The organism is Arthrobacter sp. K41, assembly GCF_059089645.1.
Genome location: NZ_JBNHEW010000005.1, coordinates 276,167 through 290,763 on the forward strand (window position 1 = coordinate 276,167; position 14,597 = coordinate 290,763).

Annotated in this window: 8 protein-coding genes; 2 read left to right on the top strand and 6 right to left on the bottom strand. The window is 62.8% G+C overall.

What is annotated here, in order from left to right:
* Nucleotides 1-96: 96 nt before the first annotated feature.
* The 6 genes from tuf to rpoB all read right to left on the bottom strand — a co-directional run bounded on the left by tuf (nucleotide 97) and on the right by rpoB (nucleotide 12,445).
* Nucleotides 97-1,287 (bottom strand): elongation factor Tu, encoded by a 1,191-nt coding sequence (gene tuf / locus AC5RTE_RS13905; protein ID WP_163161890.1) that lies wholly within the window; start codon nucleotides 1,285-1,287, stop codon nucleotides 97-99.
* Between the two features lie 260 nt (nucleotides 1,288-1,547).
* A complete protein-coding gene (gene fusA / locus AC5RTE_RS13910) occupies nucleotides 1,548-3,662 on the bottom strand; it encodes an elongation factor G (protein ID WP_494041964.1) in 2,115 nt (704 codons plus the stop codon).
* A 69-nt stretch (nucleotides 3,663-3,731) separates the two neighbouring features.
* A complete protein-coding gene (gene rpsG / locus AC5RTE_RS13915; protein WP_026531948.1) occupies nucleotides 3,732-4,202 on the bottom strand; it encodes a 30S ribosomal protein S7 in 471 nt (156 codons plus the stop codon).
* A gap of 1 nt (nucleotide 4,203) precedes the next feature.
* Nucleotides 4,204-4,578, bottom strand: coding sequence for a 30S ribosomal protein S12 (rpsL, locus tag AC5RTE_RS13920; RefSeq protein ID WP_009358312.1), 375 nt, complete (start codon nucleotides 4,576-4,578; stop codon nucleotides 4,204-4,206).
* A 352-nt stretch (nucleotides 4,579-4,930) separates the two neighbouring features.
* Entirely contained in the window at nucleotides 4,931-8,830 is a 3,900-nt protein-coding gene (locus tag AC5RTE_RS13925; protein WP_494041965.1) for a DNA-directed RNA polymerase subunit beta', read from the bottom strand.
* 105 nt (nucleotides 8,831-8,935) lie between these two features.
* Nucleotides 8,936-12,445, bottom strand: coding sequence for a DNA-directed RNA polymerase subunit beta (rpoB, locus tag AC5RTE_RS13930; RefSeq protein ID WP_494041966.1), 3,510 nt, complete (start codon nucleotides 12,443-12,445; stop codon nucleotides 8,936-8,938).
* Nucleotides 12,446-12,864: 419 nt separating this feature from the next.
* Between rpoB and AC5RTE_RS13935 the strand changes: the two genes are divergently transcribed.
* Both AC5RTE_RS13935 and AC5RTE_RS13940 read left to right on the top strand, forming a co-directional pair.
* On the top strand, nucleotides 12,865-14,064 hold the full coding sequence (locus AC5RTE_RS13935) for an acetyl-CoA C-acetyltransferase (RefSeq protein ID WP_494041967.1): 1,200 nt from the start codon (nucleotides 12,865-12,867) through the stop codon (nucleotides 14,062-14,064).
* A complete protein-coding gene (locus AC5RTE_RS13940) occupies nucleotides 14,064-14,564 on the top strand; it encodes an aminoacyl-tRNA deacylase (RefSeq protein ID WP_494041968.1) in 501 nt (166 codons plus the stop codon). Before AC5RTE_RS13935 ends, AC5RTE_RS13940 begins: the two co-directional genes overlap by 1 nt.
* Nucleotides 14,565-14,597 lie beyond the last annotated feature (33 nt).

Sequence of the window (14,597 nt, forward strand, 5' to 3'; positions counted from 1 at the left end):
GCTCCTTTCGGTCAAGCAACAGTATCAGGGAAGGGTTAACCAAAAAGAACAGCCCCGCTGCTGTAGCAGCGGGGCTGTTCTTCAGTTCAACCGGAATTACTTGTTGATCTTGGTAACGCGTCCTGAACCAACGGTGCGGCCGCCTTCGCGGATTGCGAAGCCGAGGCCCTCTTCCATAGCGATGGGCTGGATGAGCGCAACGGTCATCTCAGTGTTGTCGCCAGGCATAACCATTTCCGTGCCCTCGGGCAGGGTAATGACGCCGGTTACGTCCGTGGTACGGAAGTAGAACTGCGGGCGGTAGTTGGAGTAGAACGGGTTGTGACGTCCGCCTTCGTCCTTGGAGAGGATGTAGACGTTTGCCTCGAAGTCGGTGTGCGGGGTGATGGAACCCGGCTTGACGACAACCTGGCCACGCTCTACGTCATCGCGCTTCAGACCGCGGAGCAGGAGGCCACAGTTCTCGCCGGCCCATGCTTCGTCGAGCTGCTTGTGGAACATCTCGATACCGGTAACCGTGGTCTTCTGGACCGGGCGGATGCCGACGATCTCGACCTCGGAGTTGATGGCGAGGGTTCCACGCTCGGCGCGGCCCGTAACAACGGTGCCACGGCCGGTGATGGTGAAGACGTCCTCGATAGGCATGAGGAACGGCTTGTCACGGTCACGTACGGGGTCCGGAACAGACTCGTCCACAGCGGCCATCAGGTCCTCAACGGACTTGACCCACTCCGGGTCGCCTTCCAATGCCTTCAGGCCGGAAACGCGGACAACCGGTGCTTCGTCGCCATCGAAGCCCTGCGAGCTGAGGAGCTCACGAACTTCCATTTCAACGAGGTCCAGCAGTTCCTCATCGTCAACCATGTCGGACTTGTTCAGTGCGACCAGCAGGTAGGGAACACCAACCTGGCGGGCGAGCAGAACGTGCTCGCGGGTCTGGGCCATCGGGCCGTCAGTGGCGGCAACCACGAGGATTGCACCGTCCATCTGGGCAGCACCGGTGATCATGTTCTTGATGTAGTCAGCGTGACCGGGGGCGTCTACGTGTGCGTAGTGGCGCTTCTCGGTCTGGTACTCAACGTGGGAGATGTTGATGGTAATGCCGCGCTGACGCTCTTCGGGAGCAGAGTCGATCGACGCGAAGTCACGCTTCTCGTTGAGAGTCGGGTACTTGTCGTACAGCACCTTGGAAATGGCGGCCGTCAACGTCGTCTTACCGTGGTCAACGTGACCAATGGTGCCGATGTTAACGTGCGGCTTAGTCCGCTCGAACTTTGCCTTTGCCACAGGTTCCTCCTAGAACGTTTTCAAATGACATACCCTTCTGCCGCTCTTGTAGCGGCAGAAACTCAGGTAAGTCTACTTGGGGGGCTTTGGATTACTGAAATTGCAGATTCAGGAACTAATACTAGTCCCTAGAGCCTGTTCGCGCAGATGGCCGGAATCCGGCTTGTCCGGATGAATCCGGCCGTACCGGCCACCTGCACCAGGCGGGCCTCCGTCAACCGGAAGCACACCCGAGTTTGTTCGCTGCGAAAGTCCGGAGACTATTCGCCGCGGGTCTTCTGGATGATCTCGTCGGCAACTGCCTTCGGGACCTCGGCGTAGCTGTTGAACGTCATGGAGTACACAGCACGGCCCTGGGTCTTCGAACGCAGGTCACCGATGTAGCCGAACATGCCGGACAGCGGAACGTGCGCACGGATGACCTTGACGCCCTGTGCATCCTCCATGGACTGCATCTGGCCACGGCGGGAGTTGAGGTCACCGATAACTTCACCCATGTATTCCTCAGGGGTGCGGACCTCTACATCCATCAGCGGTTCGAGCAGAACCGGGTTTGCCTTGCGTGCGGCTTCCTTGAAAGCCATACGGCCGGCGATCTTGAACGCCATTTCGGACGAGTCAACATCGTGGTACGCGCCGTCAACCAGTGTGGCCTTGATGCCCACAACCGGGTAGCCGGCGAGGACGCCGTCGTTCAGCGCGTCCTGGATACCAGCGTCAACAGACGGGATGTACTCGCGGGGAACGCGGCCACCGGTGACCTTGTTCTCGAACTCGTACAGCTCGCCCTCGGCGGTGTCCAGCGGCTCGATCGCGATCTGGATCTTTGCGAACTGACCCGAACCACCGGTCTGCTTCTTGTGCGTGTAGTCGTGGCGTTCGACGGCGCGCTTGATGGTTTCGCGGTAGGCAACCTGGGGCTTGCCCACGTTTGCCTCGACCTTGAATTCGCGGCGCATGCGGTCCACCAGGATGTCCAGGTGGAGCTCGCCCATGCCGGCGATGATGGTCTGACCGGTGTCTTCGTTGAGGGACACCTGGAAGGTGGGGTCCTCAGCGGAGAGCTTCTGGATGGCCGTGGAGAGCTTCTCCTGGTCACCCTTGGTGTTCGGCTCGATGGCAACCGAGATCACGGGCTCCGGGAAGCTCATGGACTCAAGGACGATCTGGTTGCTGGAATCACACAGGGTGTCACCCGTGGTGGTGTCCTTCAGACCGATGGCTGCGTAGATGTGGCCGGCGGTAGCGCCCTCAACAGGCATTTCCTTGTTGGCGTGCATCTGGAACAGCTTGCCGATGCGCTCCTTCTTGCCCTTGGTGGAGTTGACCACCTGGGCGCCTGCTTCCACGTGACCGGAGTACACGCGGATGAAGGTGAGCTGGCCGAAGAACGGGTGCGCAGCAATCTTGAAGGCCAGTGCGGAGAACGGCTCTTCAGAGGAAGGCTTGCGGGTCAGTTCCTTCTCTTCGTCGCGAGGATCGTGGCCGACCATCGGGGGGACGTCGAGCGGGTTCGGCAGGTAGTCCACGACTGCATCGAGCATGGGCTGAACGCCGCGGTTCTTGAAGGCGGAACCGCAGAAGATCGGGTAGAGCTCGGAGTTGATCGTCATCTTGCGGATGCCGGCCTTGAGCTCGTCGATCGAGATTTCTTCACCCTCGAGGTACTTCTCCATGAGTTCCTCGGAGGACTCCGCAACCGTCTCAACGAGGTTTGCGCGGTACTCTTCGGCCTTTTCCTGGAGGTCAGCCGGGATCTCGCGGATCTCGTACTTGGCACCCATGGTGACGTCACCCTTGGCATCGCCGGGCCACACCAGTGCGCGCATGTAGAGCAGGTCCACGACGCCGATGAAGTCGTTCTCGGCACCGATGGGCAGCTGCATAACGAGCGGCTTGGCGCCCAGGCGGCTGATGATGGTGTCTACGGTGAAGTAGAAGTCGGCACCGAGCTTGTCCATCTTGTTGACGAAGCAGATGCGCGGAACGTTGTACTTGTCAGCCTGGCGCCAAACGGTTTCAGACTGCGGCTCAACGCCTTCCTTGCCATCGAAGACGGCGACGGCACCGTCGAGGACGCGCAGGGAGCGCTCAACCTCAACGGTGAAGTCAACGTGGCCGGGGGTGTCGATGATGTTGATCTGGTTGTTCTCCCAGAAGCAGGTCACGGCGGCAGACGTGATGGTGATGCCGCGTTCCTTTTCCTGTTCCATCCAGTCAGTGGTCGAAGCGCCGTCGTGCGTTTCGCCGATCTTGTGGTTCACACCCGTGTAGAACAGGATGCGCTCGGTGGTGGTGGTCTTGCCGGCATCAATGTGGGCCATGATGCCGATGTTGCGGACCTTACTAAGGTCGGTAAGCACGTCCTGTGCCACGGTGTCTCCCTTTCGGATGGACTACACGTTCGCCGCCGGCCTGGAAGGGCCGGCGGCGTACGGGAAGTATTACCAGCGGTAGTGTGCGAAGGCCTTGTTGGACTCGGCCATCTTGTGGGTGTCTTCGCGACGCTTCACAGCGGCACCGAGACCGTTTGAGGCATCCAGGATTTCGTTCTGGAGGCGCTCGGTCATCGTCTTTTCGCGGCGGGCCTTGGAGTAGCCAACCAGCCAGCGCAGGGCGAGTGCGGTGGAGCGGCCCGGCTTGACCTCAACCGGAACCTGGTAGGTGGCGCCGCCGACGCGGCGTGAGCGGACCTCGAGGGAAGGCTTGACGTTGTCCATGGCCTTCTTGAGGGCTGCTACGGGGTCGCCGCCGGACTTGGCGCGTGCGCCTTCGAGGGCACCGTAGACGATGCGCTCTGCCGTGGACTTCTTGCCGTCAACGAGCACCTTGTTGATGAGCTGGGTGACCAGCGGGGAGCCGTAAACGGGATCTAGTACGAGCGGCCGCTTGGGGGCCGGACCCTTGCGAGGCATATTACTTCTTCTCCATCTTTGCGCCGTAGCGGCTGCGGGCCTGCTTACGGTTCTTGACACCCTGGGTATCGAGGGCGCCGCGGACGATCTTGTAACGGACACCCGGGAGGTCCTTCACACGACCGCCGCGAACGAGCACAATGGAGTGCTCCTGCAGGTTGTGTCCCACACCGGGGATGTAGGCCGTTACTTCGACGCCGCCGTTGAGGCGCACACGTGCCACCTTGCGCAGAGCCGAGTTCGGCTTCTTCGGGGTGGTGGTGTAAACGCGGGTGCAAACACCGCGGCGCATCGGGCTGCCCTTAAGCGCGGGGGCCTTGGTCTTGGAGACCTTAGGCGTGCGGCCCTTGCGGACCAGCTGGTTAATCGTAGGCACTCTCGTGTTCTCCGTTGGTTTGATCTCGACCGGAACATTCAGGCGTCAGCCGTCACTGCGTCGGTTTTGGCGTTGTCCCTGCAGCCTTGGTGTCTCGAATCGTGCCGAGGCGTGCAAAAGAGTGGCATTCGTTGCGCACCTAGCCCGCAACCCGGAAACAAGCTCACACCCAGCATCATGAGAACAAAACCAAAATGATGCTGCGGCGGCCTTCATCCACTGCCACACAGAACAATTACCAAAATTCTAGCACGGCTCGATCCTGAGCCTTAATCGGGTGTATACGAAAGGCCCCGCCTCCCCCTGCCGTGGAGCAGGTTGAGACGGGGCCTTTCAGGAACGCTGACTGCCTTTAGCGGAAGTCGTTGCCCAGGTCGTAGTCATCCAGCGGGATGGCGTGGAACTCAGGAGCTCCGTCGCCGCCCAGGGTGTCGTACGAGAAGTCACTGAATGCGCTGGGGCCGGTAAACAGGTTGGCCTTTGCTTCTTCAGTGGGCTCAACGGTGACCTCGGTGTAGCGCGGGAGGCCCGTGCCGGCCGGGATCAGCTTGCCGATGATGACGTTCTCCTTGAGGCCGAGCAGCGGATCGCTCTTGCCTTCCATGGCCGCCTGCGTCAGGACGCGGGTGGTCTCCTGGAAGGAAGCTGCGGACAGCCAGGACTCGGTGGCCAGGGACGCCTTGGTGATGCCCATGAGCTCAGGACGTCCGGAAGCCGGCGCCTTGCCCTCGGAGACAACACGGCGGTTGGCGTCCTCGAAGCGGCTGCGCTCGGCGAGCTCGCCAGGCAGCAGGTCCGATTCGCCGGACTCGATGACCGTGACGCGGCGCAGCATCTGGCGGACGATAACCTCGACGTGCTTGTCGTGGATACCGATGCCCTGGCTGCGGTACACGCCCTGGACCTCGTCCACCAGGAACTTCTGTGCCGCACGCGGACCCATGATGCGCAGGACCTGCTTGGGATCCACCGGTCCGTTGATCAGCTTCTGGCCGACGGTGACGTGGTCGCCATCTTCGATCAGCAGGCGTGAACGGCGCAGGACCGGGTAGGCGATCTCTTCAGTTCCGTCATCGGGAGTGATGACCAGGCGCATCTGGCGCTCGGACTCTTCGATGGCGATGCGGCCGGCTGCTTCTGCAATCGGTGCAACACCCTTCGGAGTACGGGCTTCGAAGAGCTCCTGGATACGGGGCAGACCCTGAGTGATGTCGTCGCCGCCGCTGGCGGAAACTGCACCACCGGTGTGGAACGTACGCATGGTCAGCTGGGTACCGGGCTCGCCGATGGACTGCGCGGCGATGATGCCCACGGCCTCGCCGATGTCCACGGTCTTGCCGGTGGCCAGCGAGCGGCCGTAGCACAGGGCGCAGGTGCCGACGCTGGACTCACAGGTGAGTACGGAGCGGACCTTGACCTCGGTGATGCCTGCTGCGAACAGCTCGGCAATGACAACGTCACCGCAGTCGGTGCCGGCGGCTGCGAGGACGTTGCCCTCGGAGTCCACGACGTCGACAGCCAGCGTACGTGCGTAGGCGCTGTTCTCGACGTTCTCGTCCAGCACCAGTTCACCGTTGGAGTCGGCGACGGCGATGGGCGTGACCAGGCCACGCTCGGTGCCGCAGTCCTCTTCGCGGACGATGACGTCCTGCGAGACGTCCACCAGGCGGCGGGTCAGGTAACCCGAGTTGGCGGTACGCAGGGCGGTGTCAGCCAGACCCTTACGGGCGCCGTGCGTGGCGATGAAGTATTCCAGAACCGACAGGCCCTCGCGGTAGGAGGACTTGATGGGACGGGGAATAATTTCACCCTTCGGGTTGGCCACCAGGCCACGGATACCCGCGATCTGGCGGACCTGCATCCAGTTACCACGCGCACCGGAGGACACCATGCGGTTGATGGTGTTCATCGGCGACAGGCTGTCGCGCATTGCCTGGGCGATCTCGTTGGTTGCCTTGTTCCAAATCTCGATCAGTTCCTGGCGACGCTCGTCGTCGTCAATCAGGCCCTTGTCGTACTGGCCCTGGATCTTGGCAGCCCGCTCCTCGTAACCGGCGAGGATCTGCGGCTTCGCGGCCGGAACCTCGATGTCGGAGATGGCGACGGTAACGCCTGAACGGGTGGCCCAGTAGAAACCGGCATCCTTCAGGTTGTCCAGCGTTGCTGCGGTGACAACCTTCGGGTAGCGCTCGGCGAGGTCGTTGACGATGCGGGACAGCTCGCCCTTGTCGGCAACGGCCTCAACCCAGGGGTAGTCCTCGGGCAGGGTCTCGTTGAAGAGAACCTGGCCCAGGGAGGTCTGGACGAGTGCGGGCTGACCCTGCTCCCAGCCTTCCGGGGCTTCCCAGCCAGCGTAGGGCACGAAGCCCTCAAGGCGGATCTTAACCTGCGAGTTCAGGTGCAGCTCGCGGGCGTCGAACGCCATGATGGCTTCCGCAACCGACCCGAAGACGCGGCCTTCACCAGCTGAACCGGCACGCTTGGTGGTCAGGTGGTAGAGGCCGATGATCATATCCTGCGAAGGCAGGGTGACCGGGCGTCCGTCGGAGGGCTTCAGGATGTTGTTGGAGGACAGCATCAGGATGCGGGCTTCAGCCTGGGCCTCGGGGCTCAGCGGCAGGTGGACTGCCATCTGGTCGCCGTCGAAGTCCGCGTTGAAGGCGCCACAAACCAGCGGGTGGAGCTGGATTGCCTTGCCTTCAACAAGCTGGGGCTCGAATGCCTGGATGCCGAGGCGGTGCAGGGTGGGTGCACGGTTGAGCAGCACCGGGTGTTCGGTGATGATCTCTTCCAGCACGTCCCAAACCTGCGGACGGTAGCGTTCCACCATGCGCTTGGCCGACTTGATGTTCTGGGCGTGGTTGAGGTCAACCAGGCGCTTCATCACGAACGGCTTGAAGAGCTCCAGGGCCATCTGCTTGGGCAGGCCGCACTGGTGCAGCTTCAGCTGCGGACCGACGACGATGACCGAACGGCCGGAGTAGTCGACGCGCTTGCCGAGGAGGTTCTGGCGGAAACGGCCCTGCTTGCCTTTGAGCATGTCGCTCAGGGACTTCAGCGGACGGTTGCCCGGCCCGGTGACCGGACGGCCGCGGCGGCCGTTGTCGAAGAGGCTGTCAACAGCTTCCTGAAGCATGCGCTTCTCGTTGTTGACGATGATCTCCGGAGCACCCAGGTCAAGCAGCCGCTTGAGGCGGTTGTTGCGGTTGATCACGCGGCGGTACAGGTCGTTGAGGTCGGAGGTCGCGAAGCGGCCACCATCCAGCTGGACCATGGGGCGCAGTTCCGGCGGGATCACCGGGACGGCGTCGAGGACCATGCCAAGCGGGCTGTTGTTGGTGGTCAGGAACGCGTTGACCACCTTCAGGCGCTTGAGGGCACGGGTCTTGCGCTGGCCCTTGCCGTTGGCGATGATGTCGCGCAGCAGGTCCGACTCGGCCTGCATGTCGAAGCTTTCAAGACGCTTCTTGATGGCTTCGGCACCCATGGAGCCTTCGAAGTACATGCCGTAGCGGTCGCGCAGCTCGCGGTACAGGCCTTCGTCACCTTCGAGGTCTGCGACCTTGAGGTTCTTGAAGCGGTCCCAGACCTGCTCGAGGCGCTCGATGTCGGCGTCGGCGCGCTTGCGCACGTTGGCCATCTGGCGGTCGGCGGAGTCGCGTGCCTTCTTCTTGTCGGCAGCCTTCGCGCCTTCACCCTCGAGGCGGGCAATTTCGCCTTCGAGGTCACGGGCGATCGCCGCGATGTCGGAGTCGCGGTTGTCAATGAGCTGCTTCTTCTCGATGTCGTGCTCAACCTGCAGGTTGGGCAGTTCCTCGTGGCGGGCAGCTTCGTCGACGCTGGTGATCATGTAGGCAGCGAAGTAGATGACCTTTTCGAGGTCCTTCGGTGCCAGGTCAAGGAGGTAGCCCAAACGGGAGGGAACACCCTTGAAGTACCAGATGTGCGTGACCGGCGCGGCCAGTTCGATGTGGCCCATGCGTTCACGGCGGACCTTGGCACGGGTGACTTCAACGCCACAACGCTCACAGATGATGCCCTTGAAGCGCACGCGCTTGTACTTGCCGCAGTAGCACTCCCAGTCCCGGGACGGGCCGAAGATCTTCTCGCAGAAGAGTCCGTCCTTCTCGGGCTTGAGGGTGCGGTAGTTGATGGTTTCCGGCTTCTTAACCTCGCCGTAAGACCAGCCGCGGATGTCTTCCGCGGTTGCGAGGCCGATTTGCATGAGGCCGAAGGAGGATTCGCTGGACATATGGTCCCTGTTCTCTCTTGTTCTCTAAATTCTGAAGTCTTGGGTTACGGGAAGAGGGAGGTGACTTACGACGACGGGTGCGAACCCGCCGCCGCAAGTCCCCTGCTAAACCTCTTCTACCGAACTGGGCTCTGCACGAGACAGATCGATGCCCAGTTCCTCCGCAGCGGTGAAGACTGCGTCATCAGAGTCACGCATTTCAATTGTGGTTCCGTCCGTGGAGAGGACTTCCACGTTCAGGCACAGCGACTGCATTTCCTTGATCAAGACCTTGAAGGACTCGGGAACGCCCGGCTCGGGGATGTTCTCGCCCTTGACGATGGCTTCGTAGACCTTCACGCGACCATGGATGTCGTCAGACTTGATCGTGAGGAGCTCCTGGAGCGTGTAGGCGGCGCCGTAAGCTTCGAGCGCCCACACTTCCATTTCACCGAAGCGCTGGCCACCGAACTGTGCCTTACCACCCAGCGGCTGCTGCGTGATCATGGAGTACGGGCCGGTGGAGCGCGCGTGGATCTTGTCGTCCACCAGGTGGTGGAGCTTCAGGATGTACATGTAGCCGACCGAGATCGGATCCGGGAACGGCTCGCCGGAGCGGCCGTCGAACAGACGGGTCTTGCCGGAGGAGTCGATCAGGCGCTGGCCGTCGCGGGTCACGTTGGTGGAATCCAGCAGGCCCGTGATTTCCTCTTCACGGGCGCCATCGAACACCGGCGTTGCAACAGTGGTCTGGCCACTCTCGCGCGGCAGGTTCGGCAACTGCTTGACCCACTCGGGCTCGCCTTCGATCTTCCAGCCGGTCTTGGCGACCCAGCCGAGGTGAGTTTCGAGCACCTGGCCCACGTTCATACGGCCCGGGACACCCAGCGGGTTCAGGACGATATCAACAGGGGTGCCGTCGGCAAGGAAGGGCATGTCCTCGATCGGGAGGATCTTGGAGATAACGCCCTTGTTGCCGTGGCGGCCGGCGAGCTTGTCGCCGTCGGTGATCTTGCGCTTTGCGGCCACGTAAACGCGGACCAGCTGGTTCACGCCCGGGGGCAGCTCGTCGTCGTTGTCGCGGTCGAAGACGCGCACGCCGATGACAGTGCCGGACTCGCCGTGGGGCACCTTCAGGGAGGTGTCACGGACTTCGCGGGATTTCTCACCGAAGATGGCGCGCAGCAGGCGCTCTTCCGGGGTCAGCTCGGTTTCACCCTTCGGGGTGACCTTTCCAACCAGGATGTCGCCGGCTTCAACCTCGGCACCGATGTGGATGATGCCGCGCTCGTCCAGGCCCGCCAGGACTTCCTCGGACACGTTGGGGATGTCACGGGTGATTTCCTCGGCACCAAGCTTGGTGTCGCGGGCATCGATCTCGTGCTCCTCGATGTGGATGGAGGAAAGAACGTCCTCGGCAACAATGCGCTGCGAGAGGATGATGGCGTCCTCGAAGTTGTGGCCTTCCCATGACATGAATGCCACGAGCAGGTTCTTGCCCAGGGCGAGCTCGCCCTGGTCCGTTGCCGGGCCGTCGGCGATGATGCCGCCAACTTCCAGGCGCTGGCCTTCGTTCACCAGGACCCGGTTGTTGTAGCAGTTGCCCTGGTTGGAGCGGGCAAATTTGTTGATGCGGTAGTTGGTTTCCGTGCCGTCATCATTGAGCATGATGACCAGCTCAGCGGAGACCTCGGTCACCACACCGGCCTTCTTCGCGATGGTGACATCGCCGGCGTCGACAGCTGCGGCGCGCTCCATGCCGGTGCCCACGAACGGAGCCTCGGAACGGACCAGCGGCACAGCCTGGCGCTGCATGTTGGCACCCATGAGTGCGCGGTTTGCATCGTCATGCTCGAGGAACGGGATCAGGGCGGTAGCCACGGACACCATCTGGCGCGGGGAGACGTCCATGAACTCGACGTCCTCGGCGGGAACCAGGACAGGCTCGCCTCCACCACCACGGGCACGGACCAGGACGGTGTCCTCGGCGAACTTCTTGTTCTCGTCCAGCGGCGCGTTGGCCTGGGCGATCAGCACCTCAGCCTCGTCGTCGGCCGTCAGGTACTGGACGTCGTCGGAAACGACGCCGTTCTTGACCAGGCGGTACGGCGTCTCGATGAAGCCGAACGGGTTGATGCGTCCATAGGATGCCAGCGAACCGATCAGACCAATGTTCGGGCCTTCAGGGGTTTCGATGGGGCACATGCGTCCGTAGTGGGACGGGTGCACGTCACGGACTTCCATGCCGGCGCGGTCACGGGACAGACCACCGGGGCCAAGGGCCGACAGGCGGCGCTTGTGGGTCAGGCCCGAGAGCGGGTTGTTCTGGTCCATGAACTGGGACAGCTGGGAAGTTCCGAAGAACTCCTTGATCGCTGCGACCACGGGGCGGATGTTGATCAGGGTCTGCGGCGTAATGGCCTCGACGTCCTGGGTGGTCATACGCTCGCGGACAACGCGCTCCATGCGGGACAGGCCGGTGCGGACCTGGTTCTCGATGAGCTCGCCGACGGCGCGGATGCGGCGGTTGCCGAAGTGGTCGATGTCGTCGATTTCGACGCGCAGGTCCACTTCCTGGCCGTCGCGGGTGCCCTTGATGGTCTTCTCGCCGGCGTGCAGCGCAACGAGGAACTTGATCATGGCAACGATGTCGTCAACATGCAGGACCGAAGCTTCCTTGTCGCCAAGGGAGCGGTCGATGCCAAGCTTGCGGTTGATCTTGTAGCGGCCAACCTTGGCCAGATCGTAGCGCTTGGAGTTGAAGTACAGGTTGTCCAGCAGGGACTGGGCAGCCTCGACGGTGGGCGGCTCGCCCGGGCGCAGCTTCCGGTAGATGTCCAGCAACGCGTCTTCGCGGGTTTCGGTGGCGTCCTTCTCCAGGGTTGCCCGCATGGAGTCGTACTGGCCGAACTCTTCGAGGATCTGGCCTTCGGTCCAGCCGAGGGCCTTCAGCAGGACAGTGACGGACTGCTTGCGCTTGCGGTCGAGGCGAACGCCCACCTGGTCGCGCTTGTCGATTTCGAGCTCGAACCAGGCGCCGCGGGACGGGATGATCTTCGCGGTGAAGATGTCCTTGTCGCTGGTCTTGTCGGCGGCACGCTCGAAGTAGGCGCCCGGGGAACGGACCAGCTGGGAGACGACGACACGCTCGGTGCCGTTGACCACGAAGGTGCCCTTCTCGGTCATCAGCGGGAAGTCGCCCATGAACACGGTCTGCTGCTTGATTTCGCCCGTGTTGTTGTTCATGAACTCGGCCTTGACGTACAGCGGTGCCGAGTACGTTGCGTCCCGGTCCTTGCACTCGGCCATGGTGTATTTGGGGTCAGCGAACTCCGGATCGGAGAAGCTCAGGGACATGGTGCCCTGGAAGTCCTCAATCGGGGAGATCTCTTCGAAGATGTCCGAGAGTCCGGACGTGGTGGCGACGCTAAGATCGTTTTCTTCGACAGCCTTCGCTACGCGCGCCTGCCAGCGTTCGTTTCCAACCAGCCAGTCGAAGCTGTCAGTCTGGAGGGCAAGCAGATTCGGAACGTCAAGAGGTTCGTGAATCTTTGCGAATGAGAGCCGGCGAGTGGCACCATCAGTGCTGTCGGCGGTGTTAGCGGTTTCGTTATTAGAGGTGCTCGAGGCGACCAAGAGGGATCCTTCCACAGACCTTCAGGCGTTTTCAGATCTCCCCCGCTGTGCACCCTGCAGAATGACTCCGCAGTGCTACCATCCGGTTCCGCTATATGACCCGGGGCCGGTGCTGACCATGCTGTGACGTTGTTGACGGCACGTTGATTGCCAGCTGCCAGGCGAAAGCCCACCGCTATATGAAGGCTGAAGGTAAACAGGGAAGACGCAAATATCTACGATACGGCAAAATAACCTACATGTCTACCCCACATCCGGCGCGATTGCAAGCACCGGTTTCACTGACTCACCCCGGCGCCGCCCACGGAATCCCCGCCCCGCCCGGAATGCACCTGGCGGCGCGGACGTTGGGATAGTTAGGTGAGCCGCGTCACGATAGCCTTGGTGGCCTACAGCGGATCAAATTGGGAGAGATAAACATGGGCAACTCCGCAGACAACACTGACGTTGTCATCCTCGCAGCAGTTCGTACGCCGACGGGCCGGATCAACGGCCAGCTGGCAAGCTTTACGGCCGTGGACCTCGGCGCCCACGCCATCAGGGCAGCACTGGCGGCCAGCGGCGTGGACGCCGGCCAGGTGGAGGCGGTCATCATGGGACAGGTCCTTCAGGCAGGGGCGGGGCAGAACCCGGCACGGCAGAGTTCCATCGCCGCCGGCATCGGGTGGAATGTCCCTGCTGTGACCGTAAACAAGGTTTGCCTCTCAGGATTGACTGCGGTGATAGACGCCGCGCGGATGATCCGCGGCGGGGAGGTATCCGTGGTGGTGGCCGGCGGACAGGAGTCCATGACCCGGGCACCGCACCTGCTTCCAGGGTCCCGGCAGGGGTGGACCTACGGTTCCATCCAGGCGTTGGACGCAGCTGCACACGATGGGCTCACCGACGCCTTTGACGGCCAGTCGATGGGCCTGTCCACCGAAACCCGGAACCTTGCCCTGGGCATCGACAGGACGTCGCAGGACAACGTGGCCGCCCAGTCGCACCAGCGCGCGGCGCTGGCAGCCAAAAACGGAACATTCGACGACGAGATCGTGCCCCTCAGCGTGAAGCAGCGCAAGGGAGATCCGCTCGTAGTGTCCACTGACGAGGGGGTGCGTCCCAACGCCTCCGTTGAGTCCCTGGCCGGGCTGCGCGCCGCCTTCGTTACTGACGGCACCATCACGGCCGGCAACTCCTCTCCCCTGTCCGACGGCGCCGCTGCCCTGGTCCTTGCCTCCCGCGCCTTTGCCGAGGAAAACGGGCTGGAGTACCTGGCAGTGGTGGGCAAGCCGGGGCAAGTGGCCGGGCCGGACAATTCCCTGCACTCGCAGCCGTCCAATGCCATCATGAACGCCCTTGGCCGGGCCGGCTGGACTACCGCGGACCTGGACTTCATCGAGATCAACGAAGCGTTCGGATCCGTCGCTGTGCAGTCCCTGCAGGACCTGGACTACCCCCTCGAGAAGTGCAACATCCACGGCGGCGCCATCGCTTTGGGACACCCGATCGGCGCATCCGGGGCCCGGCTGGCCACCCACGCTGCACACGAGCTCAAGCGGCGCGGTACGGGCAAAGCCGCGGTGTCCCTGTGCGGCGGCGGCGGGCAGGGCGAAGCGCTCCTGCTGTACCGCGACTGATGGCGGACGACGCCTCCATCGTTGCCCCTGGCGGCGCCGGCAGGGAGAGGTTCCTTGCCGACGCCGCCGCCCGCGGGCTTCAGGTGGACGTGGTGGAAAGGCCGCAGGCTAAAAGCCTGGCGGAGGCGGCGGGCATCCTGGGCATCACGCCCGCGGACATCGTGAAGTCCTTGGTGGTCAAGCACAAGGACGGCTCGTTCCTGTTCGCCCTGATCCCCGGTGACCGCCAGATCTCCTGGCCGAAGCTCCGGAACCTCGTGGGCGTCAACAAGCTCTCCCTGCCGGCGGCGGAAGTGGCGCTGGATGCAACAGGCTACGAACGCGGCACCATCACCCCGCTGGGCAGCACCAACGCGTGGCCGGTATACGCGGACGCCACCATCACGGGGCGGAGGATCTCGATGGGAGCCGGCGCGCACGGCTACAGCGCCTTCGTGGACGCAGACGCCCTCACAGGTGCGCTGCGCGCTGTCGTCGCGGACATCAGCGACCCCGCCTGACGCTCCAACCAGGTTTCGCCACCCGCCGTTCCG

What these genes read in the sequence shown, in the direction of transcription:
- rpsG (WP_026531948.1), bottom strand. Translation starts at nt 4,202, where the DNA reads ATGCCTCGCAAGGGTCCGGCCCCCAAGCGGCCGCTCGTACTAGATCCC.
- AC5RTE_RS13925 (WP_494041965.1), bottom strand. Translation starts at nt 8,830, where the DNA reads ATGTCCAGCGAATCCTCCTTCGGCCTCATGCAAATCGGCCTCGCAACC.
- AC5RTE_RS13935 (WP_494041967.1), top strand. Translation starts at nt 12,865, where the DNA reads ATGGGCAACTCCGCAGACAACACTGACGTTGTCATCCTCGCAGCAGTT.
- AC5RTE_RS13940 (WP_494041968.1), top strand. Translation starts at nt 14,064, where the DNA reads ATGGCGGACGACGCCTCCATCGTTGCCCCTGGCGGCGCCGGCAGGGAG.